Source organism: Nostoc sp. LEGE 12454 (genome assembly GCF_056620565.1).
This window is the reverse complement of sequence record NZ_JBWQXL010000008.1, coordinates 12,009-37,920: the sequence shown is the minus strand read 5'-3', so window position 1 is coordinate 37,920 and position 25,912 is coordinate 12,009. Positions and strand designations below refer to the sequence as shown.

Here is a 25,912-nt window from a genome sequence, read left to right as displayed (position 1 = left end):
ATGCTTAACTGAACCGTATTGCCTAAACTATAGAAAGGGCTTATAGCTCTTTTTGCATATATTCCCTGCTCTCATCTTCTTTAATTTGTAAACTCCAATCACGAATGATATTCCCTTTCTTTTATCTTCTTGGAAAATTGGGATGCTAGCGTGCTTAAACCTAATTTTTTAAGTAAGAAATATTTATATGTTTCCCAGGTAGACACACGAAATGTACTTTTGAATAACCATGCATCGTTATCAACTGTAAAGGGGGTTCCAACCTTAGCTACAAGAAACGAAGAAGTATTATCTGAATTTGATATTAATTCTTCCCAATTAGCTGGCTGTTTTCTTCCCAAATTGAAAATTTCTTCTAAACTCACGATTTCTAAAAGTTCTTTTCTAATTAAACATGCTGAATTTCCAAAATATTGAATGGGATGAGAAAAAACATCACTTCCGAAATAATCTTTACCTGGCCCCCACTGTCCCCCAGCACTTCTATCTACATGCATTAAATTGATTCCTAAAATATTTTTATCTTCATTAAGAATAGTAAGGCCATGTTCCAAGATATTAATACAGTCTTGATCTGTTCCCACTATTTGAATATCGTCATCCAGATGTAAAATATAATCAGATTTACACAGATTCAGACTAATAAGAATTCCAAAATTACTATGAGGTGGATGGTTCCTAGTATTATATCTTACACAATCAAAACTATTCATTTGATTAGATGATTGAAGTAGCTTTATTCCATTTAAATCAGGACTACTATCATCTAGAAATATTTTTTCAGCAAACGGAAGCTCTAGTAATTTAGCCCAACTTTGTATAGCACGACAAACAATGAAGATACGGTAATCGCGTAACGACTTAATATATGAGCATGTAGAAAACGATGTTTTTTCCCACAAATTACTGCTGAATTTTTGCATATTATACATTTTTTTATCCTTTTATACTATAGTTAGAGCATACACCATCAAAATAATCTTTTCCTAAATTCAATTTTACTACCAATCTGTAAAGTAATTGTCATACCTCCGTCAGTCTTTTCGCTTAATTTAACAATACTCCAAATAGTTTTCGTCCTAATGGATAAAAAAGCCACTTATTATTGTAAACTGCAAATAATCCAAAAAAAGTATCCTTCTAGATCAGCTATTAATACGATAAAAACCATACTTGCGCAAATGGGTAATTTAGCAAATCTCATCATTAATAATTAGTAATTTTATTGACTACGGTTATAATTATGTATGTTGGGAAAAGTGAACTTCACAAGTCTAAGTCGCTACAGTCAAATCTCGGAGAAGATGTACCGATAACAGTTTAGCCAGGGCTTCGAGTTTGTGGAATTAAATCGGTGAGTAATTGACCAGGTAATGCTTTGAACTTGGCTAAATTAGAAGTGACACAAAAACAGTTTGTAGATAAAGAACTTTGATTGATCTAAGAGGATGTTTTAAAAGTCATGATTAATGTATCAAATATTTCTTTACCCCACCCTAACCCTCACCAATATGTCGGGGAAAAAACCGGATTTTCTTGTTTCCCACCAATATATCGGGGGGATTAAGGGGGGTAATAATTCGATTAAAGTCACAGCTAACTACTTTTAAAACATCCTCTAATAAGGCAGTTTTTATGAAAATAGCATATATAATTTTGGCACATAAATATCCGAAACAATTAGTACGTCTTATTTATAAACTAAACACAGATGATGTTTCATTTTTTATACATATAGATAAAAAAGCAGATTATAAAATTTATCATCACGTACTGACTCAACTCAAGGATTTTCCAAATGTCTCTTTCATAAAGAGATACAATTTAGCATGGGGAAGTTTTGATATTGTCAGAGCTAGTCTTAAAGGAATACAATCAATAGTTGAAACAGGTACTTCCTTCGATTATGTTATCTACTTATCGGGTCAAGACTATTTGATTAAGTCAAATGAACAGATTAAGAAGTTTCTCCAAGAAAATAAAGGTAGAGAATTTTTAGAATATTTTCCACTACCTTGTAATAAATGGTATCAGGGAGGTTTAACAAGATTAGAATCTTGGCATATTCGTTGGAAAGATAAGGATTTTTGTATCCCAAAAAAGCGTGAGTTTAAATCTCGCATTAACTCTTTTTTATATTCATTGTTGATTTTGCTTTTACCGAAAAGATATAAATTTCCTGAAGGCTTTGCTCTTTATGGAGGTTCAGCATTTTGGTGCTTAACAGGAGAATCCATAAAATGGATAAATGATTTTGTTAAGCAAAACCCTAAGTTTGTTAATCGTTTTAATTACACTTATTGTCCAGATGAATTGTTTTACCAGATCCTGATTGTAAATTCACCTTTTAAAGATAAAATTATTAATACTCACTTGACATATTTAGAGTGGTCTAACGTTAATTCCCTTCACCCCAAAATTTTAGAAAAAAATGATTTTGATAAAATTAGAGAATCAGAAAAATTCTTTGCCAGGAAGTTTGATATGACTATAGACTCGGATATATTAGATATGATTGATGAAATGATATTGAGTCAATTTTAACTTGCAAATAAATTTTTAATTTTGGTCGTAGCGAATAAATAATAAATGTTCACGACTATTGAACTTTATTTGGATAAAAAATAGTGGTTTGCGTAAAATATACGCGAACCAAACGTAATTTCAAGAACCTATCCCACTAATCATTTTTGTGTTAAAAAGCTTAAGTTTGTTAAAGAATGAAAACGAAAAATTAAGGTTTTCAAGCATATTTTACGAAGACAAGTAGGGATTATTAAAATAGTGGGATAGGTTCAAGAACACTCAGATGATTGCTTAAGGTTGACGGTTGATCCAGCCGCCATTGTTCGGCGAGCGGACAGTCCACCAGTATCCGTGAGATTTTAAGATAAAGTGCCTTTTGTCAATCAGTTTAAATACTCAAAACATTGATAAGAAAAATGATAATCGCCACTTTGAAGGAGGATAGAGAACAGGGGGATATTTTATTTCTTTGCGTTTCTCCTCCTCGTCAATGTATCGATTATAGTGATTGCTGTGATTAAAGAGTCCCCAGCAATTTATAGTGAGAGTTGTCTGTAAATCCTTAAGCAATTGTGAAAGCGATTACTCTCGTTGGTTCTACTGGTTCTATTGGGACTCAGACTTTAGATATTGTCACTCAGTACCCAGATCGGTTTCGGATTGTGGGATTGGCAGCTGGGAGCAATGTTGAAATGTTGGCTGCTCAAATTCGGCAGTTTCGGCCAGAAATAGCAGCAATTTGCTCAGAAGATAAATTACCAGCGCTCAAAGAAGCTATCATTGACCTCGATCCCCAACCGATTCTACTGGGTGGCGACGCTGGAGTGATAGAAGTTGCCCGTTACGGCGATTCCCAAACCGTTGTCACTGGTATTGTAGGTTGTGCTGGTTTGCTACCAACGATCGCAGCGATTGAAGCTGGTAAAGATATTGCTTTAGCAAACAAAGAAACCCTGATTGCTGGGGCCCCTGTTGTTCTACCCCTAGTCGAAAAATACGGTGTAAAATTACTCCCAGCCGATTCCGAACATTCCGCAATCTTTCAATGCCTTCAAGGTGTGCCCAAGGATGGCTTGCGGAAAATTTTGCTGACTGCATCTGGTGGGGCTTTCCGCGACTGGGATGTAGAAAAGTTAGCAGATGTAACCGTTGCTGACGCTCTCAAGCATCCTAATTGGTCGATGGGGCGTAAAATCACAGTAGACTCTGCTACTTTGATGAATAAAGGGCTGGAAGTAATTGAGGCTCACTTCCTGTTTGGGTTGGATTATGACAATATCGAAATTGTCATTCATCCCCAGAGCATTATTCACTCGCTGATTGAACTGCAAGATACTTCAGTTTTAGCCCAACTCGGTTGGCCAGATATGCGCTTACCCTTGCTTTATGCTCTATCTTGGCCCGATCGCATCTGTACCAACTGGGAACGACTAGATTTAGTCAAAGCTGGAAACTTAACCTTCCGCGAACCAGATCACCAGAAGTATCCTTGTATGCAGTTAGCTTATGCTGTGGGTAAAGCTGGTGGTTCGATGCCAGCAGTGTTGAATGCCGCCAATGAGCAAGCTGTAGCTTTATTTTTAGATGAAAAAATTCGGTTTTTAGATATTCCTCGGTGTATCGAATGGGTGTGCGATCGCCATCAAAATGATAACCGTGCTAATCCCTCTTTAGATGACATTTTGGCAGCAGATCAATGGGCAAGACAAGAAGTTTTAACAGCGACTGAAAAGTTAGAAACTCACTCGCGGATAATTTCTCTGCGATAAAAAACTTCAGTTCAGTTTGGACTGAGGATTAGAAATTGATGCCTAATCCCCAATCTCTAATCCCCAGCCTCTAATTTAATTAATATGAAAATCATTTCATTTGATGGCAAAAATGTACTCACCAAACTATAAAAAAGTTAACAAATAAAACTTTATTCAAGATAACTTTTGACTTCCGGATCGGTCGTCAATTTTATGTATATCTATAATTTATCTACAAAAAAATAAAAAGCTTTACAAAAACTTTGCAAATAAACCCAGTATATTACATAAATAATTATCTTATTCTTAGGTAAAATATCTCCAGGCTAATTATCACAAAAACCTCCATTTTAGTAAATATTAAAAACTGGGTTTAGCATCTTTTATACCAGTGATTATTACCAAAATAAAAGCGTACCCTTTCTGAGTCAACCCACTTTCAGACAAGGGCAATTATTAAGGAATGAATATATATGATTATTACGTTGATTATAGCTTGGATAGTCTTCATAATATTATGGAAATTGCTGAAAGCAACCGTAAGCACTGCATTAACTCTTGCGGCAATCCTTGTTTTATTAAATATTAGTTTTGGCATTACTCCCCAAGATATTTGGCATTACGTAACGCAGTTTGCTCAAAATTTGTCGCAGATCCAAACTGGAAAGTAACAATCTATACTTCACTTTTGCTAATGAAAGGTGAAGTATAAAACGTGAAATGACACCTTTCTTGGTCAATCATTATTTAATGCTGAAATCTTGGCTAAGGCATCCTTAAAACTCGGCGGCAACTGACGCATAATCTTGCCTCTTTCGCGATCTAAAGCCACTAATGTCACCTTAGCCGTGACGTATAATTGTTGTCCATCAGTTGAGACAATGGCGTAATCCCAATTGATTCGCACACCAGTCACCTCAGCCATGCGAGTTTTTACCAGCACTGCCATACCCAATTGAATTGAACGGTGATAGCGCACCGACAGTTCTACAACTGGTAAATCGCAGCCTATAGCAACTAAATCAGCAAATTCAATCCCTATAGATCGCAAACATTCAATCCGCGCTTCTTCCATCCAAGCTATATAGGAACCGTGCCAGACAAGACCGGCATAGTCTGTGTGGTGGGGTTGGACTCTGACAGGATATTCAAACCAATTCCCAAACTCGTGACTGGATGGATTATCAAGGGCGCTGGTTGGTGGCAATTTTGGTTGGCTGGGTTTTTCTTCTGACATCTTCAATTTTCTCAATGCCTATAAATTTTCCAAATTATTGAATAGCATAAAAATTAATTGCGTTGCTGGACTTATTGATTTAATATTTACCTTCCGAGCATAGGGAGTGTTTTGTTATGCAGCCTAATCTCCGGCATGTGAGTGTTGTTACTTTATCTCTACTTAGCTTACTAGGTTTTGGGATGGTATATCCAGACAATAATCAGGTAAATACAAATGCAAGGTTGAGGTATGAATCTGGAGAAAAAGCTCAAGCTTTACCCAAGAATAATCAACTCTCAGAAATTGCAAGGCTCAACGAAGAAGCGATCAAAGAATCTCGGCAAGGTCAATCGAAAGAAGCGTTGCAGAAATTACAGAAAGCATTAGCCATCAGCAGAGACTTTGGAGAGCGCTCTTGGGAAGCGGTAACATTCAACAATATTGGCAGAATCTACCAAAGTCAAAAAAAGTATTCTGAAGCACTTCAATACTATCAACAAGCTTTATTAATTAACAAAGAACTAGGGGATCTGGTTCGACTTGGCAAAACCTACAGTAACATAGGTTACTTATTCGATATCCAAAACCAGCCAGAGTTAGCAATTTTTTTCTATAAGCATTGCTTGATTAATCGTGAGAAAGCTCGCTTGAATCCATCAGCATTGAGTGCGCCGCAACCAAATGCTTACAACATAACTGTTAGTCAGACATATCGCATTTTGGGTGAACGATTGCTTAAACAGGAACGTGTTGCTGAAGCACAAAGGACAATGGATTTACTCAAAGTTGAAGAACTAGAGGAATATCTCCAGAATGTGCCAGGTAATCAACGTACTGTCAAAGGTATTAATATAGCGGCAACAGAAAAACCAATTAAACAAAAGCTGGATCAAAGTGTGGATAATGCTGTTGTGCTGGGTAAAGAACTGACAACACTACGGAAAATTTCTCCCAAAGAGCGATCGCTCAAACAGAAACAACGCATCGAGCAATTAGTCTTAAATCAACAGCAACTTCTAAATGGATTTAACCAATTTATCAATAGTCCTTCAGTGAAAGCACAGGTAGAGCAAATTAGCCGTACAGCTAGGCGGCAAAATTTGGATTTGGAGAGTCTCAACGAACTTCGAGATAATTTGGCGCGATTACCGCAAAAATCGGCATTGCTCTATCCACTGATTTTAAAAGATAGTTTGGAATTGGTATTGGTAACTCCTGAATCCCCACCAATTCATCGCACCGTTGCTGTAAAGCGCGAAAACCTCCATCAAACAATTGATGCTTTCCGCCAAGCTTTAATCAATCCCAGTCGAAATATCAAAGCACCTGCACGCCAATTGTATGACTGGCTAATTAAACCGATAGAGAAAGACCTGAAGCTATCAGGTACGCAAACTCTGATTTACGCTCCAGACGATCGCTTACGCTACATTCCGTTAACTGCTTTATATGATGGCAAACAATGGCTAGTGCAGCGCTTCAATGTGAATCACATTACATCTGCTAGTCTGACTAACTTAAACACCCCAAAACAATCTACTTTGCGGGTTTTAGCGGGTGCTTTTACTAAAGGTAGTTATCAAATCAAAGTTGGGAATCGACAGGTTGCTTTCGCTGGTTTACCCTTTGCAACGCGGGAGGTGGAAAGTCTAGCAGCTGCGGTTCCTGAAACTACGAAGCTTTTAGACGATGCTTTTACCCCCAGAGTCGCTGTACCCCAAATGGATGATTATACAATTGTCCATTTAGCAACTCATGCAGCCTTTGTAGTGGGTAAACCAGAAGATTCGTTTATTTTATTCGGGAATGGCGATCGCGTTAATTTTAGAAATGTCGCCACTTGGTCACTCCCAAATGTAGATTTGGTAGTGTTGAGCGCCTGTGAAACTGGCTTGGGAGGTAAGTTAGGTAATGGTGAAGAAATTTTGGGCTTTGGCTATCAGATGCAACAAACCGGCGCTAGAGCCGCGATCGCCTCTTTGTGGTCTGTAGATGATGGTGGTACGCAAGCACTCATGAGTGCTTTTTATGGTATTCTCTCTACTGAAAAGCTGACTAAAACTGAAGCTTTACGCCAAGCTCAAGTCTCATTAATTACTGGAAACTGGAAGGAAATAAGTCATAATGCACCCGTAGCAGCAGTTAATGACTTTAGTCATCCATACTATTGGGCACCCTTTATTTTAATTGGTAATGGACTTTAGGTGTATCGCATCTGACACTATAATTGCTGCTACTGCCCAGATTCACCATTTGAAACTTAGTAATGCGCAATAACGGTCATTTTGACCGCAGTGGTAAGCTGAAAATCTGGCTCGTGAGATTTTGGCAGATACTAAAAAATATGCGATGGGCCAGCCATAGCCAATCAATTCATGATAATGGAGAAATAGGTAAGCGCGATCGCTAACTAAGCCACTGTTACCGATTAACAGTTACCGATAATCAATTTCTAATTTGCTCTCGACCTCTGAAATCTTAATACTTCTTGGCAAGAGTTTTAGATCCTGTATCACTTTGCATAGATTGCTTGACAAGATCGGCCAATTCATCTAGTTGGCTAATTGCCTCTGCACCCTCTAGCTTCATTAATTCGCGGTCATCTCGCATTTCCGTCCAAGTAATGCCGTAATCGGACACTAAAAATCGAATCAGATGATTATCGCCCAAGCTAACCATAAATGATGCACTATTCATTTGGTCGCCACAGGTATAGCAAGATGCAGGATACCCACGCCGCTCTAATACAATCGCCAAGGCTTGCAGGTTCATTACCAAGTCTTGGACGAATTGTCGATGTTGATGTGCTAGTCTCAGAAACACTTTTGTCCTCCAGACACCACAGTAATTTGAGTTTCTTTTATATTTTCTTTAGATTTTCTCACCCATTGGTATTGTAAACTATTCATTACAATTACCAGACAGATGATATTGAGTCGTGAATTGACTACTTTGTTTAGGGTAGTGGATCGGGATTTTGAGGGCCGTATCAAACTATTCAGTTTGCAAATTCAAAATCTCGGACAGAATTGCTAAATTTAACTATATCTTTATACATTTCTGTCAGGGTAGATTCTTAGGGTAAGAGATCCGCTTTAAGAGTAACTTAAATTTAGCACTAGTCAACTACAGAAAAGCTACATATTTGGTTTTTATTGGCTATGTGCAGTCAAATATACTGTTATTAAACGCCATAATGTAGTTTTCCATCGTTATAGTGTCTCTTGCTTAGATGTTTAATCTGTTCTGTTTTTAAAGTAGATTTTGGTATAGACAAATGATTAGTTATACCAAATTCCTTCCTCCCATATATATAAAGTTAAGCAGATGACTGTGCGAATTATAGGTTAAGTAGTCACGTAAGCAGAAACCTAATGTTTTATACTAAGCTAACGCAGTTATTAGACAAGTGTCAGTATAGAATTCCCTATGGGAAAACTTAACACTGACAATACCTAAACTCAGCAGAGCAATGTTGCCATTTAGGCAATATTTTCAGGTATTTTTGGATTATTTTCAAAAACTTGTACAAACCAAAGCACGATGAATTTAGAAGGATTCTTATCTTAATTTGGTTTTGCCAAATTTAATGCATATATAATATATTTCGATTATCTATCCAAAATGAATAATTATTTTTTATTAATAACTCAGTTAACTTAATTCGTAATTCGTCATCATGCTTTCTACAAGGGGCTACGCCTAGCTTGCTTTTCCATAAGGTACGTAAACTCCCCACCGTTGCACTAACATAATTCATAATTATTGGCGAGACACTTGGGCGTTATTGTCTCTTTTTTTGCAGTCTTGAATTAGTTGGAGCCTAGATATCCAACTAATTCAATTATGAATTAAAAATTAATAGACTACTTGCCACCAACCGAAAGCTGGGCCGATAAAACGGATTGTTGCCCATCCTACAACCATAAGACCAATGCCTATCCAAGCACCACGAGTAGTCCAAGTGACAAATTGTTCGCCTTGAGTTTTTGTGATTGGAACCCAAGATAAGATCCGAGTCTCTTTACCGTATGTTTCCCCTAGTGTGGTTTTACGACGTTTTGCTTCACCCATAATCAGCAACTCAAATTCTACTTAGGTTCTAAATTTATTTTGCCAGGAATCATGCCTACAGAAAGGCGATGAATTGCATCACCTTCTATAAGCTGATAATAATGCTTGCTTTTCGGCGATCGCGCTTTGGTTGACAAAATTTAAATTGGTCATTGGGCATTAATAACTGAACTTTAGGCAGAATTTTCCTCATCGTTATTGGAAAACAGGCTGGGATCGAGATAGTTAATGCGTGCCAGAGGACTTAAAGCTGCGAGAATTTGAGCGCCGTAGCTGCGGTTAACTACACGACTATCAAGCAAAGCTACAATCCCTTGACTTTCTCGTACTGGAGCGATCGCCCGTTGTAATTCATTTAAGGCTGCTGGCAACAAGTATAAACGGAACCAATCTTGATGCGATCGTTTATAAAGAGCTACCCTACCAGCTACCAAGGGATTTTCCAAAGATGGTAGGGGCAACGTAGCAATGATTAACAGATGGGGTGCTGGCAAAACTCGTTGATGTTCTCGCCAAAATTCCCAACCGCTAATCAAAATACCATTTTCATCTAAACAAGTTTTTTCTACTTGCACCCGCGAACCAAACTCTGAAGCTAGAATTGCCGCTACTTGAGCCTTTAGTGGTACATCTCCCACCAAGACAACCGTTAACCCTGGTGCTGTCGCACTTAGACAAACTAGTGTGCGGACTTTGTGAATAAAGGCCGCTTGAAATTCTGGTGTGTTGGGTAAGGGCAGCTTATAGGGTACATACAGTTGAATTGCTTCCGCTTGACTCTCTGAGGAGAACTTCAGGCAAGTTAAATCTTCTAAACCCAGGCGCTGGTGAAAAAGGGGAGCCTCAGTTTCCGGTTCGATAGCGCTGCCAATTAAAACTACTGGTTGTCGCTGCCAAATCGGCGAGAGTATTTCCCCTAATTCCATTGGTGCGTAGTGCAAAGAAAATAAACCTTGCCGATGGGCAATAGTCGCCCAGAAGAGAGGAGGGGAAGTAGGGGGCGAAAGATTTTCATCAAGGGTTTGAAATTGTTGCCAAAAATTTTTCCACTTATCTGGGAGGTTTGCTCGATCTAAAGCTAAATACAGGCGATTTAAAATTTCTATTTCTGGCTGGGAAATTAGATAGCACTGATATGGATTAGCAGGATGCTGAAAAAGTTCGTGTGTTAGTTGTATCCGTGCTTCACGAATTGCCTCAGCTTGGTTGGGACAAGCCAGCATGAGTTGATCCCAATCATCGGGTTGAATATCTTGGGTAAGTTGATGACGCACCCAATCTTCAAGATCGTCTACCCCATCAATAATTGTGGGGATGCCTTGGGGAAAGCGTGAGCCACCAGCCAATTGTCCTTTTAACCAAGCTTCTGGGGAGGTCAACAGTAGCCCTTGGAACTCAGCATCAGGCCAAGCATCACCTGTCCTAATCGATTTATTGGTTGGTAGCCACTGCTGTAGCCGAGGAATTTCCACCCGCAGCAGAAGTTGCTGCACTGTTTCTTGAGCAACAATAATTACAGGACCATGCCACATTAGGGCTGATGCTACAAAACTAGTACGATACCGCCCTTGATAGCCACTAACTGCCCCTACTTGAATTAGGGCGCTACGTCCCAGGCGCAAGGCGCGTGCTACCAACCGTGCCATCGTCAAATGATGGGGCCAGGAAGGGAACCCCGCTTGCGATCGCAAAAAGTTATGTAGTGACAAATGAACTTCTGCCTCAATCACACGCTTTCAATTCCATACAAAGTGATTTTTACTTCCAACTGCCCCGTTTCTATTATCTTGTCATTTGTCCTTTGTCATTTGTCCTTTGCTAATGACCAATGACCAATCACCCAATACCCTAAATTATGCCAACTTACACAGGAATTTCCAGCGAAGCCTTCAGGCATCCACTAGATCGCCAAGCCGAGCAAGCTTTACGAAATTTGCCAGGATTTGATTTAATCGCTCGTAAATTTGTGGAATTTATCTACGAACGCCCTCAATTAGTCTATCTAATGGGTAACAGCATCCAAGTCGGGCCGCGTCAATATTCCACTATTTACCAGATGTTTCGGGAATGCGTCCGAGATTTGGACATTTACCCAGAACCAACACTGTTTGTCTCGCAAAATCCCCAAGCAAATAGCTATGCGCTGGGGCAAGAGAATCCTTACATAGTCATAAATACAGGGATACTAGACTTACTAGACGAAGCCGAGATGAGGACGGTGCTAGCCCATGAACTGGGGCATATTAAATGTGGTCATACTATTTTAATTCAAATGGCGATGTGGGCGATGAGTGCTGCTTCGGCTTTGGGAGAATTGACCTTCGGCATCGGTAATATTGTCACACAAGGCTTGATTTACGCCTTTTTTGAATGGCGGCGCAAAGCCGAGTTATCGTCAGACCGCGCGGCACTATTAGTGATGGATGACTTGAATCCTGTGATGTCAACGATGATGAAACTCTCTGGTGGCAGTAACAAATATGCCAATGAATGTAGTTTACAAGAGTTTATCAAGCAGTCAGAAAATTATCAGGCATTGGATGAGGATGGATTGAATCAGATATATAAATTCTTGATCTACAATGGCGCTCAGGGTATGATGTTGAGTCATCCTTTCCCTGTTGAACGCTTGCATTACTTACGGGCGTGGGCAGTATCTGAAGAATATCAGCAAATTCGCCGAGGAAATTATCAGCGATCGCCTGCTTCTGGATCGGTAAATGTTTCAGCAGAATCTTCCGAAAATCAAACAGAAATTTTACGCCGCCAAATTGAAGAATTACAACGAGAAATCGACAGAATCCGAAGGTCTGAGTAGTTTTGAGTACTAAATAAAGATTAGTAGGGTGGAATAGTGCCTACTAAATCGTTGGATTTAGCTCCCCGACTTCTTCAAGAAGCCGGGGATCTGCGTTAACAGACATTTATGGGAAATTAAAATACTTAAGAGTTGAACCAGATAATTACTCCAGTTCCCAATACACAAATAATTCCCGCCAAGCCAGCCAAGGGTTTTTTATTTTTACCTGTGAACCAGTCAGAGACTTTACCTGTGTAATTAATTAGTCCTGCTGTATCTATGGTAGCGATCGCCCATACCCATCCTGCGTGCAATCCCCAAGCTAAACCCAAATTACCGCTAGAGGTAAAGCGTGCTAACACTAGTACCATTCCCATCAGCCATAATCCAGGAAGTTGGGGTACGGTTTCGCGTTGCTCCCAAACCAAGTGTAACAAGGCAAAAATCAAGCTAGAAATTGCCGCTGCTAACCAAACTGGGTAATCCTCTGCTAATTCTGTGAACAGGAAACCGCGAAAAACTAACTCTTCTATCCCACCGACAAATAACGCTATCAAGAAAATCGGTAGCAATATGGGTAGTAGTAACTTGAAATTAGACTTTTCAAAAGAACACCAACCTAATCCGAATTGCCCACCAAATACAATAGCTAGACTTAGCACTCCCAAACTAAAACCTAGTGCTAAAAAACCAAGAGTTGAAAGATTGCCAACAAAGCCGTAATCTGAAAAAGATTTATTAGTCAACCAAACAACTCCCCAGAGGATCGGGGGAGCTAATAGGTAAAGTGACACCAATAACGGCATTTTTTGCTCTGGCTGTAAAGGTTTAGGAGGTTGCCAATTAAGCAATATTGCTGATACTGTTGCTACTGGCAACCAGCAAACTATCCAGCAAACAAAAAATGCCGTCACTATAACTAGTGGCGGTGCATTTTCTATAAACGCCAGTAAGGCGTTGACCGAAGACTCAAAGGAAGTTATCAAAATAAACAAAAAAACACGATAGACTTCTTGCATTATAGATTTCTTGCTGATTAATCAAGACTCTACTAAATTTGGTGAATTCTGCAAGGGGTCTAATCGTATTTTTTATCTGGCTACCAATTTGCTGTCGGGGTAAGGACAAGTTATCATTACCTGAAACTTATCCTTACCATCAGCAAATTTACTCTTCGTCTTCTAAATCTTCATCTGATTCGTCAGAATCTATATCTTGTGAGGTTAGTTTTTTATCGCTTTCACCTAGTTGAATCAGGTGAATATGTTTATATCCCAGCCTAATTTCAAATTCATCTCCAGCCTTCAAGCCCATTGCTTTGGTATATGTAGCACCAATTACAATCTGACCATTTTGATGGACACTAACCCGATATGTCGGTTCGCGACCACGACCATCTTTAGGTGCTTCTGGACTTAGAGGAATTCCCCTAGCAGATAGCAAAGCGTCATAAAAATCGGTGAGATTGACACGAACTTGGTTATTCTTAGTAACAGTGTAATAGCCGCACTGTTTAGCTCTTTCTCGGCGTGGTAATGTGGAAAGTTCTTTTACTTTAGCAAGTAGTGCTTTTCCAGTTAATGGCGCGGTTGCAGTTTCAGTCATTATGCTCAAATTTTCCTTACTCTCTCCAAACTGATAAACTATGTAGTCTCATGCCAGCATTTAATTTTTTAGCATTTGCATAGAGCTACTGAAGACCCTAATGTAACGGGTGAATTCCTGCCGATAGGAGCCAAAAGCACTTCTATATATGGTTGTCTACAACCAACTAGAGGCCATCGTTGCCACAGACATTAATTTTGGTGATGTTACGGCACTTTTAACCATTATTCGCCATCAGAAAGAAAACTATTTTCTTCTTTAGCGCTACTGTAGCGGTGTAACTTTCAGCCACCATTACAAATGGGGTTAGGTTCTACTGCAAATAAGTCGTAGACCCAAAAAATTGCAGGTTTTTCACTTTCAGTGCTTGCCTTTCTTGCCAATGAGCAAGTAGAGTTTTCTCCACTCGTCCTCTCAAGCTTAGGACAGCATAGTATTTCAATAGAGTCCTACGGGCATACACCCTTTTGTCCTACCAGTAGAGACACGAATTTTCTTGTCTCTACATTACGAATTAACAAAGCAGTAGTAACCGCGCTGATACGGCTATTGATTCTGGTTTTGCTACTTCGTAATTTTATATTAAATACTAGCATGGACTAATAATAGCAAAATAGTTGTTTAATTTTGAATTAAAGTTGCTGGTAAATTTTTATTTAAATTCCTGGACTTGAAAGTTGAAAAAAGCAGTGACGATTTTCTTAACCCTTTATTATTGCAAGCGCGAGCATTGCTATCTGGCTTTTATAAAAATTTATATATTGAGACGAGCAGTTTTGACCAATGAGTTCAATCCCATATTTTGTTGATTGAGAGCAAGCCAAAAAGTGAAAAGTCTCGCACCTCCGGGTTTCGCGGTGCTCTAACTTTTCTTTGAAAGTGGTGAGGATTTTTCCTCAGTTTATTATCTTCAGGTCAAAAGCGACCAGAGGATTTTGCACGTCTGTCTATGGGATGAACAAATCTCTTAACATCTGCCTAGTGCTTGATTGCCACTACTATATATTAAACATGGGCTTTCAGACTTCTATATAATCAAAAAATTCCGTCAAGTGGTAGCGAAGGTGGAATTTTACTGTCAGGACTGCTTGACTCAAGTTGACATCAAGACATGTTGCTAACTTCACATGCATTTCATTTGGATACGATCGCTAGATCAAAGATCAACTTAAGTTACTTTTTAAGCAAACTCTCTTTCCTTTACATTGCCAAATAGGTAAATTCAATGCAAAGCTGCGATTACATTTTTGGCGTTTTAACTCAGAATTTGACAAAAATCTTGCCTACAACGCTACTACAAGTAAAATTTTAATGGTTATCCTTAAACTAGAATCAGTCGCCCTATAATCGTCAGCCTATTAACACCAGGGTTTGAATTAGGGGCAAAAAGCACAACTCACTTTTCGCAACTACCTGCTTTGACTCATTATTGTTGAGGCTGGTGAAGTAATTTTAAAATTTTGGTTAGTAGTTATGAAAGTTATTTTTAAGGTCATTCGACAGCAACAAAATTCCTCCCCTGTTGTGCAAACCTATCTTGTGGAGGCCGAACCAGGTAATACAATCTTGGATTGCCTCAATCATATTAAGTGGGAGCAAGATGGAACTTTGGCATTTCGCAAAAATTGCCGCAATACTATTTGTGGTAGCTGTGCTATGCGAATTAATGGGCGTTCGGCTTTAGCTTGTAAAGAAAATGTTGGGAGCGAACTTGCCAGATTACAACAAATACCATCATCTCAAAGTAAAGTAAATGCTATTGATGAAATCACGATCGCGCCTCTTGGCAATATGCCCGTGATTAAAGATTTGGTTGTAGATATGAGCAGCTTCTGGAATAATCTTGAAGCAGTTGCCCCTTATGTGAGTACGGCAGCACGACAAGTACCAGAAAGAGAGTTTTTGCAAACACCACAAGAGCGATCGCGCCTCGATCAAACTGGTAACTGTATTATGTGCGGAGCTTGTTACTCTGAATGCAACGCTCGTGAAGTTAATCCAGACTTTGTAGGTCCCCATGCCCTTGCCAAAGCTTACCGAATGGTAGCAGACTCCCGCGATAGCGATACCGAAAATCGTTTAGCAAGCTATAACGAAGGTACTAAAGGCGTATGGGGTTGCACCCGTTGTTTGTACTGCGATTCTGTTTGTCCAATGGAAGTTGCACCATTAGAACAAATCACCAAAGTTAAACAAGAAATTCTCACTCAGAAACAAGCCAGTGATAGTCGTTCAATTCGTCACCGGAAAGTATTGATAGATTTAGTTAAAGAAGGTGGTTGGATTGATGAACGCCAATTTGGTTTACAAGTAGTTGGTAACTACTTTCGGGATTTAAAAGGATTACTCAGTCTCGCACCCCTCGGTTTGCGGATGATCCTTCGGGGTAAGTTTCCCCTATCATTTGAATCTTCTGAGGGTACGGAACAAGTGCGATCGCTCATTGAATCTGTGCAACAAGTAGAAAACAAAAGTTAGAGATGAGGAGTTAGGAGTGAGGAATTTGAACTTCTAACTCCTAACTCCTAACTATAGTTCAACGCGGTTCTTGAGGTATATTCAACGGTTGTCCGTAACGGTCATATACTAAAACATCCCACTGACCATTATTACTAGACTCAAAAGCGATTCTGCTACCATCAGCGCTAATTGTAGGGTTGCGGACTTCAGCTTGCAGGTTGTTGGTCAAATTCCGCGATTGGCGTGTTTCTCTGTCGTAGAGAAAAATAGCCGATCGCCCCTGACGGCTTGCAGCAAATACAATATAACGACCATCTTGTGAAACGCTCGGATGATTTGCGATCGCATCAAAGGAGTTTAAACCTGGCAAATCAACCAAATCACGAGTTACTGTATCAAACATATAAACATCTTGGCTACCGCGTCGGTCAGTAATAAAAACAATATATCTCCCAGAAATTTGGGGGTTTAATTCCGACGCTAAACTATTGAGACTCCGACCCCCTGGATCAAAGGGATAACTTAAAAGACGAGGGTAGCCAAAACAGCCAGTCAATAAAGTTAAACAGAAAAATACAGGTATAAAAAAAACACGTTTCATATAATTAGTCATTAGTAATTAGTCAATAGTCTCACAACTCCTAACTCCTAACTCCTAACTTTCTCCCCTACGGAGGTGAACTTACGGTTGCACCGTTGGGAATATCTAACTCAATATTTGGCCCCCGGTCTAGGACTTCAATATCCCACTGACCACGAGTGGCGGTTTCAAAGACAACATAACGTCCATCTGGACTTATATTTGGTTTTCTAACCCAGCCGCGATAAATTGGTGTGACAATTTGCGACTGTTGCGTAGCGCGATCGTAAAGCGCTACCACTGGTCTTCCCTGGTCACTAGTAAGATAAGAAATATAACGTCCGGTGTAGCTCAAACTAGGACTTTCGGCAATTGTCTCCTGTCGGTTTATCCCCGGTGTACTAATAAACAGTTGCCTCTCCAAATCGTACATTAGTAGCTGCTGATTACCATTCCGATTAGATACAAACGCTAAAAAGCGCCCATTTCCACTCAAAGCAGGTTGCTCTTCAGTGTAGCGACTGTTAAGAGAAGTAGGTCCTATGGGAATATCGTTAGTACTACAAGATACAAGCAAACTTGTTAAACCAAAAACCAGGCTCCAATGAATTGGTCTTTGGAGCCAAAATGCAGGCGTAAATTTTTCCACCTCAACTGTTTTCCGTCGCCTTTAAACCTACTTGCCCGCCAACTGTTTTAAACATCGTCATCAAAATCGGTCAAATTATCTGGCCCTTCATTTGGTTTTTCAATTGGGTTGTATGGTACATAATCGGTTGGAATCGCATCATCATCTTCGCGCGGTCTTCGAGGAGTTGAGTCAGTGGGCGGACGACGCCTTCTCGATCTGGGAGAAACATCATCTTCACGAGTTTCAGGACGCTGTGACCCGTTATTACTACGGCGAGAAGGTTTTCTAACTTCTCCACCCGAATTTTCCCAATCATCAACTTGCCTAGATGAAGAACCCCAGTTCTCTTCTTCAAAGCTTTCAGAAGGGCGATTTACAGGACGCCCAGAAGTCCGGCGACGCGTTCTATCAGATGGAGCCTGTCTTTCACTACTGCTGCTATTGCGGCGTTCTGTACGACGGGGGGGTTGTTCCTCATAGTAGTCATCACGAGTTGAAATCTCATCTCTGCTACCCTGAATCCGGCGACGCGAGGGTCGTTCTTCCTCGTCTTCATAAGGCAGTGGATCTAAGTCTGCCTCCATCTCAGCCCCATACCTCTTGCGGTTGCGGTTCATTGAATAATTTCCGCTTACCTCTCGCTCATCGTCCACAATCGGAGTGTTGCGCTTTGCTTGCTGGGTAGCTATACTCCGCAGGCGGATACTTTCAACTGCAAAAAACACAGTTGTGCCAACTAAAAGCAATTGACCAAATTGTAGAATCGGGTCTAGCCGCCATCCTTGAAAGACGAGAATGAAGCCGCAAAGCAAGCCGACTGCCGCAAAAAAGATATCTTGATCTCGTGACAATTCTGGGCGCACAGTGCGGAGAAAATACAGTGCTGCCCCAGCCACAGCCAGGAAAATTCCTAGAATACTGGCTGAGTTTGCCCCAAAATTTACCTGAGCCAGAAAACTGGCTGAGTTCAGCCCAAAATTTATCATTGCTGTTTTCCCAATATCAAATCTATGTTAGCGAGTCACAATTAAAATCACTACTGTAATTAGGCACGATATATTAAAGCTTCAAAGCCTCTGGCAAAGAAGCTCTGAAGCTATTCACCGAAAAGTAAAAACGTCTATGTCTGTCAGCTACAACTACCACCAGTCGCAGTTTATGCTGCTTTTAGTGCAATTAAGTAGATAGCTCACAGACAATCGATTACGAGAGCTAATTTAACTCTCATAAGCATTATGAACGCTGTATTTTATCTTTTTGGCTAATGAAAATTAGACCAACTGTAACGGGTATTACAACAATTGCTGTACCCCATAGCAGACTCCAAAGAAAATTTGCTAAAGAAGGCGTCATACTTCTCAACCTTTTTTTACACAGTTCATCCTAATTTTAATAGTGTATTACTTTCTTGAGAAGCCTCTAACTCTGAACTGCCAAACTTGGTAACTTCTTTCACCAGTTATTGAGTTAACCACGTGGGGGAGTTCGCTTTTCTATTTCAGAAAGAAGTGACAGCATTTAGTTAAAATAACGATCGGAGTGCTTTACAAAGCTTAAAATTTTGTAGCTATGTCTACGCAAAGCGCAACTTCTTGCCTGCCCTAAGTTTTTTCTTTCTTTACAGATAGATAGTACCTAAAACCGATGACTGGTGTTAACCTGACTGCTTGGATTCTTGGCCCTGTGTTAGGGGTTATGACATTCTTATTTATATTTCGTATCATTCTCACTTGGTATCCGCAAGTGGATTTGAATCGTTTGCCCTTTAATTTAATAGCTTGGCCCACTGAGCCATTTTTAATACCTTTGCGAAAGCTGGTGCAACCTATAGGTGGCGTAGATATTACACCTATTATTTGGGTTGGTATCTTCAGCCTGCTGCGAGAAATCCTGTTAGGTCAACAAGGATTGCTGACTATGCTATCTCGTGTTAATTAAGGTACAGGTTACAGGTTATAACCCTGTCCCCTGTAACCTATAACCTTTTTCCTTCCCTACTCTCCTACCCGTTCATTTCCTGCACAAAATTTGTATAGACATTACCCTGTAAAAACTGTGGAGTTTCCATAATTTTTTGATGAAACCCGATGGTGGTAGGTAGTCCAGTAATGGCACATTCCCGCAGCGCGCGTTTCATCCGGTTAATAGCAGTGGGTCGGTCTGGCGCCCAAACTATTAACTTGCCGATTAAAGAATCGTAGTAGGGCGGGATTTGGTAATCTGTGTAAACGTGAGAATCAATCCGCACACCAGGCCCTCCGGGGGGCAGATAGCTACTGATCCGTCCGGGAGAAGGGCGAAAGTCATGATCGGGATCTTCGGCGTTGATTCGGCATTCGATCGCATGACCCCGTAATACTACCTGCTCTTGAGTAAGCTTGAGTCTTTCACCTTGAGCAATGCGGATTTGTTCGGCAACTAAGTCTATCCCAGTAATCATCTCTGTTACAGGATGTTCTACTTGAATCCGGGTGTTCATTTCCATAAAGTAGAATTTACCGGATCTATCCAAGAGAAACTCAATAGTACCCGCCCCACTGTAGTTAATGAATTGGGCAGCTTTGACAGCAGCTTGTCCCATTTTCTCACGTAGGTCTTGGTCGAGAGCCGGACTAGGAGCTTCTTCTAACAGCTTTTGATTCCGGCGCTGAATTGAGCAATCCCGTTCGCCTAAGTGGATGACATTACCGTAGTTATCCGCCAAAATTTGAAATTCGATGTGGCGGGGACGTTCAATAAATTTTTCTATGTAAACGCCAGAATTCCCAAAAGCTGCTCCTGCTTCGCCTTGGGCTGCGAGAAAAAGTTTAACAAATTCGTCTTCAGAACGAACTAGGCGCATACCCCTTCCACCGCCACCTGCTGTAGCTTTGATCATCACTGGATAGCCGATATCCTTGGCGAATCCTAATCCTTCTTGCTCGGATTCTACCAATCCTTCAGTACCTGGTACTGTAGGTACTCCAGCTTTTTGCATGGTTTCTTTGGCAGTGGATTTATCGCCCATCCGTCTCATAGCTTCTGGAGTTGGGCCGATAAAAGCAATATGATGGTCGGCACAGATTTCCGCAAACCGGGCATTTTCTGCCAAAAAACCATAACCTGGATGAATGGCAGTAGCATTGCGCGTCAGTGCAGCAGCAATAATATTGGGAATATTCAAATAACTTTTACCGCTAGCAGGTTCGCCAATGCAAACTGCTTCATCAGCAAGTTGGACGTGGAGAGCATTACGGTCAACGGTGGAGTGAACCGCAACTGTGGCAATTCCCATTTCTTCACAGGCGCGGAGAATGCGAAGGGCGATTTCTCCCCGATTGGCAATTAATATTTTGTCAAACTTCATTTTTTAGTTTCGATATCATTACCAGTAGATTGACATTTTCTCCGATCCAATTTGAAACAACGCTTCCGCATTATTTCAAATTATTGCAGGAGATTCGCCACCCTGATTCTAAGCAAACGCAAGATGTGCAGGCTTGCTGCCTCTACGGGTCTTACTACACTAACAACATTGCTGCTGTAAGTCTTGGCTAGACTACCAAGCTGGGCTTTTGCGAAGCCGATAGCGAGTCAGACGCTCCTACGTCGCTAACGAGCGTCATAGCCTGTCGTCGACACCACCTACCGCAGACGGATACGCGATCGCACCCCGCCGAACACAGTAGCTCTACCCTTTTCAATATCTCTTGTACAGCTGCTAAATTTCTGTCAGTCTGATACCGCCTTGAGAAAATTTATATTTTTGAGCAACTGAATTTAGATATCACCTTACTATAATTATTTTCTTATGCTATAGTCTATTCTTAGAGAAACCATGCGGATGTGGCGGAATTGGTATACGCGCACGCTTGAGGTGCGTGTGGCTTTGCCTTGGGAGTTCGAGTCTCCCCATCCGCATTTTTGCTTGTTTAAGCATAGGGTCAATAGTCATAGGTCAAAAAACCTTAGACTATTGACCCTTAAATATTAAGTTTGTAGTGAAGACTTTAGTCCTTTTCGGAACCACTCAGTGCTTACTACATATTAAGCATTGCCTTGTCAAAGTACTAGTTTTTTATGCTTTTATAGAAATAGGTGAAGTTTTGTAAAAAGCATTGACTATTTCTTTTACGCCGACAAACAACCTAACACTGCCACCAGCTTGGCATCGCCTCACTCCGATTTGGCAAGGAGGGGAGGAAATAATTCAACAAAGTTTACCTCACACTCAGCTAGCACCTGCATGGCAGCTAATGCTCTTGGGTGACGGCTCTCCAACACGTCACTTAGAATTGCTCACAGGTGAGCCTGTAGAAGTAGATGTTATTGATATGTCATTAATTGGCATCGACTTGGATGCTGCTCCTGAGTTAATCCAAGCTGTCCCAGAACCGCGATTACGACGACAAGTATGGCTGCGTACCGCTTCTGGTCAACGATTAGCCTATGCTACTTCGTGGTGGGAAGCCAGTCATGTCGATGAGTATTTACAAAACCGTTCATTACCAATTTGGGCAAGTTTAGCTCGTCTTCGCACAGAATTGTATCGGGATGTTCGAGGAATTTACTACGGTGACTCATTGGCACTAGAGTCCGGTTTTGGTGTAACTGGGCCTTTTTGGGGTCGCCACTACTTGTTTTGGCATCATGGGCAACCACTGACATTAATTTATGAAGTTTTTTCACCTTATTTAACCAAATATTTGGGGCCTATGCAGTTGAGCGCTGCTAATGCTGAGGCATAGTCTTATTTAAAAGTTTTGCATCTTTTGCAGTGTGTCCCAGACCAGGGGAATTTTACATTAATGACTTTGAAGATGAGTAATCTATGTAAAATACCGGACACTGAATTTATCTTGCTTAAATCGAGTCAACATCACAGATGGAAGCTCTATAAATAGAAGTTAGTCTGGTTTACTGATTACTTGCAGCAATGCCCAAGTTAGTTATATCCTCAAAGTGCTTGAAATGAAGGATGTTAACTTTTGGAGACTTTAAAGGAATGTCCTGCGAAATTCAATAAAGCGTGTTAAAAAAGGTAACTAACCACTAAAACACCGCTTTGAAACAGTAGAGAACGGTTGATTACCGAAATATCATCAATGTCTATGGTGGAAAAATTTATGAAATTAACTACCTTAGATAGATCGCAAGAAACTTTTTGGTTGACTTAACCAATTCAGCAAGTAATGAGTTTGGAAATATGAGGTATAGGTTTCAATGGCACCGCCTCTTGTGTCTGTTCAGATGAAGAAAAATAAGAAACCGTCTCTGGTGCTGACGCTCTCGGCTGCTGGGTTATTGATTGGTGCGGGGAGTGTAGCCTACTGGTTGTTGGCCCAGAGACAAATGTCTTCTAGCGATTTGCTAGTAGGTGCAAATATTATTCCTGGTGATGCCCTGTTTGCGGTTTCCTTAACAACAGATCCCCAGCAGTGGCAGAAATTGCGGCAGTTTGGGACAAAAGAAACCCAAACAGAACTGGACAAAAATTTAGTCCAGTTACGCGATCGCTTTCTCACTAATAATGGTTACGACTTCCAAAAAGATATCGCTCCTTGGGTAGGCGATGACGTGACGATCGCAATTCTTGCCCCAACAATAGGCAATAAACCTGCACCCAAACCAGTTACCACCAATGAAGATGCTGCTAGCGATCAGCAGTCGATGGTAATGGTATTGCCAGTAAAAAATTCAGAAATCGCCAAAAGTATTTTGGCACAACCCAATATCCTTAAACAAGGCAAATGGAGCGATCGTACTTATCAAGGGATCGCCATCAAACAAAGTGAGGGACAAGCAGGGCAAAACTTCTCGGCTGCATTACTAGATGGGCGTTTTTTAGTCATAACTGATAGTCCTAAAGCCACAGAACGAGCGATTGATGCTTATAAAAATAAAACATCCCTAGCTACAACAGGAGGCTTTACTGAGAATTTCCCGAAAATTGCCAATTACCAACCCTTTGGACAGTTTTATATCAATGTGCCAACAGCAGCGAAAATAGCTGCGGCTTCTCCAAACCGTCCTTTACCTGCTCAAGTTTTGGCTCAACTGCAAAATAACCAAGGTTTAGCCGGGACAATAACCTTAGAGTCAGAAGGAATCCGTTTCAAGGGCGTTTCTTGGTTAAATCCTAATAGCCAACGTGTGCTGGTGGTGGAAAACAAAGCTGGGAAAATGCAAAGCCGCATACCAGCCGAAACCTTAATGATGCTTACTGGTGGTAACTTACAGAGGTTGTGGAGAGACTATGTTTTAACATCTCAGGGAAATCCTTTATCACCGATCGCACCAGAACAGATTAGAGGTGGGATAAAATCTCTTACCGATCTCGATTTGGAGAAGGATTTGCTTAGTTGGATGAAAGGGGAGTTTTCCTTATCAGTAATTCCTGCTACTCCAAAAGAAGGTTCGCCAAATGATTTTCGTGCGGGTTTGCTGTTCATGGTACAGACAAGCGATGCCTACGGGGGGCAAAGTCTACGCAAATCAGCTGAAGCATCCATCAGTAAGCTGGATGAAGTGATGAAAAATCAATACCAATTCCAAGTGCAACCGGGGAAAGTCGCAGGTCAACCCGTTGTTAACTGGGTATCACCTTATGGTACGTTAACTGCAACCCACGGTTGGTTAGATGGAGATGTCGCTTTTCTGATAGTGGGCGCTCCGATCGCGGATAAAATTGTTCCCAAACCCAACTACACACTAGCTGGCACTCTTCCCTTCCAGCAAACAGTTCCTACAGAACCTAATCCGACGAATGGTCAATTTTTCCTGGATGTGGAACGAACTGTGAAAAATTTCCCTTTACCAACTCTAATTCCCAATCAAGAAACTTTGCTAGATGCAACGCGCACAATTGGGATGACATCTGCTGTCAGTGACAATCGCAGTAACCGTTACGATATTTTTATCGAACTTAAAAAAGTTACTAACGCGACTACATTGCCTAGTCCAGAAGGGAGTAAGAGTAACTCTGTTAAATAGGGAGTGGGCAGGGGAGCAGCACTTCGGCTACGCTCAGTGACCAAGGAGAAGTTACAGTAAGTTTTTCCCCTCTGCACCTCTGCCTCTTGTGCCCAATCCCCAATGCCCCATTCCCGATTCCCCTCTTAACATATAGGATCAAAACAGTCAGAATCGATATTTTAAATCATCCACGGAGAGAACACTTTATGAATTTGGTTGTACTCCAGAACTGGCTGGACAATGCGTCCTTTGCCATATTATTCCTAACAATGCTGGTGTATTGGGGAGGAGCGGCTTTTCCAAATCTGCCTTATCTAGCCGCTTTGGGGACAGCTGGGATGGCGATCGCAAATTTGTGCATTGCTACTCTACTAGGGGCACGATGGATCGAAGCTGGTTACTTTCCCTTAAGTAATCTCTATGAATCTCTATTTTTCTTAACTTGGGGAATTACCGCCGTTCATCTGATTGCTGAAAATAGTAGCCGTAGCCGTTTAGTAGGAGTTGCAACAGCTCCGGTGGCAATGGCGATCGCAGCTTTTGCTACCATGACACTCCCATCCCAGATGCAAGCGTCAGAACCCCTAGTACCTGCCTTGAAGTCAAATTGGTTGATGATGCATGTCAGCGTCATGATGTTGAGTTATTCTGCTTTGATGGTGGGTTCATTATTAGCGATCGCTTTTTTAATTGTCACTCGCGGTCAAAATATCCAACTACAAGGCAGTTCTGTTGGTACTGGTGGCTATCGCAGCAACGGCTACCGCTTGCACAAAGCCACTGAACTAATTTCTCAACCACCAACCCCTGCTGTTGAAAATAACGGCTTTGCCCGTTTTGAAACTAGTAGCAACGGCAACGGTAACGGAAACACTGCTGTTTTGAATTTAGTAACTACGCCTGAATCTCAAGCCGTAGCATCTGCTGAACCTCTTTCACCCCAGCGCCTTAGCCTTGCTGAAACCCTCGATAACATCAGCTATCGCATCATCGGACTAGGATTTCCCCTGCTGACAATTGGCATCATTGCCGGTGGCGTTTGGGCTAACGAAGCCTGGGGTTCCTACTGGAGTTGGGATCCGAAAGAAACTTGGGCATTAATTACCTGGTTAGTATTTGCCGCCTACCTTCACGCCAGAATTACTCGCGGTTGGCAAGGGCGTCGTCCGGCAATTTTAGCCTCCGCCGGCTTGCTTGTTGTTTGGGTTTGCTATCTCGGTGTGAATCTTTTGGGTAAAGGTTTGCATTCTTACGGTTGGTTTTTCTAAAAATCTCACTAAGACAGTACTGAGTATTGAGTATTTTGCTTTTA

Annotated in this window: 23 protein-coding genes and 1 tRNA gene; 12 read left to right on the top strand and 12 right to left on the bottom strand. The window is 41.0% G+C overall.

All coding sequences use genetic code 11. From position 1 onward, the window contains the following. Nucleotides 1-98: 98 nt before the first annotated feature. Complete coding sequence (locus AC1F2U_RS10980; protein WP_480261150.1) at nucleotides 99-932, bottom strand: hypothetical protein; 834 nt, start codon at nucleotides 930-932, stop codon at nucleotides 99-101. Nucleotides 933-1,635: 703 nt separating this feature from the next. Here AC1F2U_RS10980 and AC1F2U_RS10975 point away from each other — a divergent pair. The 3 genes from AC1F2U_RS10975 to AC1F2U_RS10965 all read left to right on the top strand — a co-directional run bounded on the left by AC1F2U_RS10975 (nucleotide 1,636) and on the right by AC1F2U_RS10965 (nucleotide 4,948). Next, the gene (locus AC1F2U_RS10975) at nucleotides 1,636-2,544 is read left to right on the top strand and encodes a beta-1,6-N-acetylglucosaminyltransferase (RefSeq protein WP_480261148.1); all 909 of its coding nucleotides are present in this window, start codon (nucleotides 1,636-1,638) and stop codon (nucleotides 2,542-2,544) included. Between the two features lie 554 nt (nucleotides 2,545-3,098). After that, nucleotides 3,099-4,295 (top strand): 1-deoxy-D-xylulose-5-phosphate reductoisomerase, encoded by a 1,197-nt coding sequence (dxr, locus tag AC1F2U_RS10970; RefSeq protein ID WP_480261147.1) that lies wholly within the window; start codon nucleotides 3,099-3,101, stop codon nucleotides 4,293-4,295. Between the two features lie 455 nt (nucleotides 4,296-4,750). After that, entirely contained in the window at nucleotides 4,751-4,948 is a 198-nt protein-coding gene (locus AC1F2U_RS10965) for a hypothetical protein (RefSeq protein WP_118162507.1), read from the top strand. Nucleotides 4,949-5,013: 65 nt separating this feature from the next. Here the strand turns inward: AC1F2U_RS10965 and AC1F2U_RS10960 are convergent, their stop codons facing one another. Next, entirely contained in the window at nucleotides 5,014-5,514 is a 501-nt protein-coding gene (locus AC1F2U_RS10960) for an acyl-CoA thioesterase (protein WP_480261144.1), read from the bottom strand. A 116-nt stretch (nucleotides 5,515-5,630) separates the two neighbouring features. Between AC1F2U_RS10960 and AC1F2U_RS10955 the strand changes: the two genes are divergently transcribed. Together AC1F2U_RS10955 and AC1F2U_RS10950 are read left to right on the top strand one after the other, a co-directional pair. Beyond that, complete coding sequence (locus AC1F2U_RS10955; RefSeq protein ID WP_480261143.1) at nucleotides 5,631-7,700, top strand: CHAT domain-containing protein; 2,070 nt, start codon at nucleotides 5,631-5,633, stop codon at nucleotides 7,698-7,700. A 62-nt stretch (nucleotides 7,701-7,762) separates the two neighbouring features. Then, complete coding sequence (locus tag AC1F2U_RS10950) at nucleotides 7,763-7,906, top strand: hypothetical protein (protein WP_480261140.1); 144 nt, start codon at nucleotides 7,763-7,765, stop codon at nucleotides 7,904-7,906. Nucleotides 7,907-7,974: 68 nt separating this feature from the next. Here AC1F2U_RS10950 and AC1F2U_RS10945 read toward each other — a convergent pair whose 3' ends face one another. The 3 genes from AC1F2U_RS10945 to AC1F2U_RS10935 all read right to left on the bottom strand — a co-directional run bounded on the left by AC1F2U_RS10945 (nucleotide 7,975) and on the right by AC1F2U_RS10935 (nucleotide 11,300). Continuing rightward, nucleotides 7,975-8,319 carry a DUF1815 family protein gene (locus tag AC1F2U_RS10945; protein WP_094350113.1) on the bottom strand — a complete coding sequence of 115 codons (345 nt, stop codon included), beginning with the start codon at nucleotides 8,317-8,319 and terminating at the stop codon, nucleotides 7,975-7,977. A gap of 1,035 nt (nucleotides 8,320-9,354) precedes the next feature. Further along, entirely contained in the window at nucleotides 9,355-9,570 is a 216-nt protein-coding gene (locus AC1F2U_RS10940) for a DUF2839 domain-containing protein (protein ID WP_194040700.1), read from the bottom strand. A gap of 173 nt (nucleotides 9,571-9,743) precedes the next feature. Then, the gene (locus tag AC1F2U_RS10935; RefSeq protein WP_480261138.1) at nucleotides 9,744-11,300 is read right to left on the bottom strand and encodes a helicase C-terminal domain-containing protein; all 1,557 of its coding nucleotides are present in this window, start codon (nucleotides 11,298-11,300) and stop codon (nucleotides 9,744-9,746) included. Nucleotides 11,301-11,425: 125 nt separating this feature from the next. Between AC1F2U_RS10935 and AC1F2U_RS10930 the strand changes: the two genes are divergently transcribed. Next, nucleotides 11,426-12,388, top strand: a complete 963-nt coding sequence (locus AC1F2U_RS10930) for a M48 family metallopeptidase (RefSeq protein WP_480261135.1) — start codon at nucleotides 11,426-11,428, stop codon at nucleotides 12,386-12,388. Nucleotides 12,389-12,513: 125 nt separating this feature from the next. Here the strand turns inward: AC1F2U_RS10930 and AC1F2U_RS10925 are convergent, their stop codons facing one another. After that, nucleotides 12,514-13,389 carry a CPBP family intramembrane glutamic endopeptidase gene (locus tag AC1F2U_RS10925; protein ID WP_480261133.1) on the bottom strand — a complete coding sequence of 292 codons (876 nt, stop codon included), beginning with the start codon at nucleotides 13,387-13,389 and terminating at the stop codon, nucleotides 12,514-12,516. 148 nt (nucleotides 13,390-13,537) lie between these two features. Further along, nucleotides 13,538-13,975 carry an AbrB family transcriptional regulator gene (locus tag AC1F2U_RS10920; protein WP_094350106.1) on the bottom strand — a complete coding sequence of 146 codons (438 nt, stop codon included), beginning with the start codon at nucleotides 13,973-13,975 and terminating at the stop codon, nucleotides 13,538-13,540. A gap of 1,473 nt (nucleotides 13,976-15,448) precedes the next feature. Between AC1F2U_RS10920 and AC1F2U_RS10915 the strand changes: the two genes are divergently transcribed. Continuing rightward, complete coding sequence (locus AC1F2U_RS10915) at nucleotides 15,449-16,453, top strand: succinate dehydrogenase/fumarate reductase iron-sulfur subunit (protein WP_480261130.1); 1,005 nt, start codon at nucleotides 15,449-15,451, stop codon at nucleotides 16,451-16,453. Nucleotides 16,454-16,511: 58 nt separating this feature from the next. Here AC1F2U_RS10915 and AC1F2U_RS10910 read toward each other — a convergent pair whose 3' ends face one another. The 4 genes from AC1F2U_RS10910 to psbX all read right to left on the bottom strand — a co-directional run bounded on the left by AC1F2U_RS10910 (nucleotide 16,512) and on the right by psbX (nucleotide 18,999). Then, complete coding sequence (locus AC1F2U_RS10910; protein WP_480261324.1) at nucleotides 16,512-17,036, bottom strand: TolB family protein; 525 nt, start codon at nucleotides 17,034-17,036, stop codon at nucleotides 16,512-16,514. Nucleotides 17,037-17,103: 67 nt separating this feature from the next. Further along, nucleotides 17,104-17,664: a TolB family protein gene (locus tag AC1F2U_RS10905; protein WP_480261129.1), complete on the bottom strand. Its 561-nt coding sequence runs from the start codon at nucleotides 17,662-17,664 to the stop codon at nucleotides 17,104-17,106. Between the two features lie 47 nt (nucleotides 17,665-17,711). After that, nucleotides 17,712-18,632 carry a Ycf66 family protein gene (locus tag AC1F2U_RS10900; RefSeq protein WP_480261127.1) on the bottom strand — a complete coding sequence of 307 codons (921 nt, stop codon included), beginning with the start codon at nucleotides 18,630-18,632 and terminating at the stop codon, nucleotides 17,712-17,714. Between the two features lie 247 nt (nucleotides 18,633-18,879). Further along, nucleotides 18,880-18,999: a photosystem II reaction center X protein gene (gene psbX / locus AC1F2U_RS10895; RefSeq protein ID WP_012412183.1), complete on the bottom strand. Its 120-nt coding sequence runs from the start codon at nucleotides 18,997-18,999 to the stop codon at nucleotides 18,880-18,882. Nucleotides 19,000-19,290: 291 nt separating this feature from the next. Between psbX and AC1F2U_RS10890 the strand changes: the two genes are divergently transcribed. Further along, nucleotides 19,291-19,584 carry a YggT family protein gene (locus tag AC1F2U_RS10890; RefSeq protein ID WP_094350101.1) on the top strand — a complete coding sequence of 98 codons (294 nt, stop codon included), beginning with the start codon at nucleotides 19,291-19,293 and terminating at the stop codon, nucleotides 19,582-19,584. A 64-nt stretch (nucleotides 19,585-19,648) separates the two neighbouring features. Here the strand turns inward: AC1F2U_RS10890 and accC are convergent, their stop codons facing one another. After that, on the bottom strand, nucleotides 19,649-20,992 hold the full coding sequence (gene accC, locus AC1F2U_RS10885) for an acetyl-CoA carboxylase biotin carboxylase subunit (RefSeq protein ID WP_480261125.1): 1,344 nt from the start codon (nucleotides 20,990-20,992) through the stop codon (nucleotides 19,649-19,651). Nucleotides 20,993-21,465: 473 nt separating this feature from the next. Between accC and AC1F2U_RS10880 the strand changes: the two genes are divergently transcribed. The 4 genes from AC1F2U_RS10880 (at nucleotide 21,466) to ccsB (ending at nucleotide 25,868) form a co-directional block, all read left to right on the top strand. Next, nucleotides 21,466-21,546 (top strand) — tRNA-Leu (locus tag AC1F2U_RS10880). A 197-nt stretch (nucleotides 21,547-21,743) separates the two neighbouring features. Continuing rightward, the gene (locus AC1F2U_RS10875; RefSeq protein WP_480261124.1) at nucleotides 21,744-22,373 is read left to right on the top strand and encodes a chorismate lyase; all 630 of its coding nucleotides are present in this window, start codon (nucleotides 21,744-21,746) and stop codon (nucleotides 22,371-22,373) included. A gap of 475 nt (nucleotides 22,374-22,848) precedes the next feature. Continuing rightward, a complete protein-coding gene (locus AC1F2U_RS10870) occupies nucleotides 22,849-24,618 on the top strand; it encodes a DUF3352 domain-containing protein (protein ID WP_480261122.1) in 1,770 nt (589 codons plus the stop codon). A 188-nt stretch (nucleotides 24,619-24,806) separates the two neighbouring features. Beyond that, nucleotides 24,807-25,868 carry a c-type cytochrome biogenesis protein CcsB gene (gene ccsB / locus AC1F2U_RS10865; protein WP_335089690.1) on the top strand — a complete coding sequence of 354 codons (1,062 nt, stop codon included), beginning with the start codon at nucleotides 24,807-24,809 and terminating at the stop codon, nucleotides 25,866-25,868. Nucleotides 25,869-25,912: the final 44 nt, after the last annotated feature.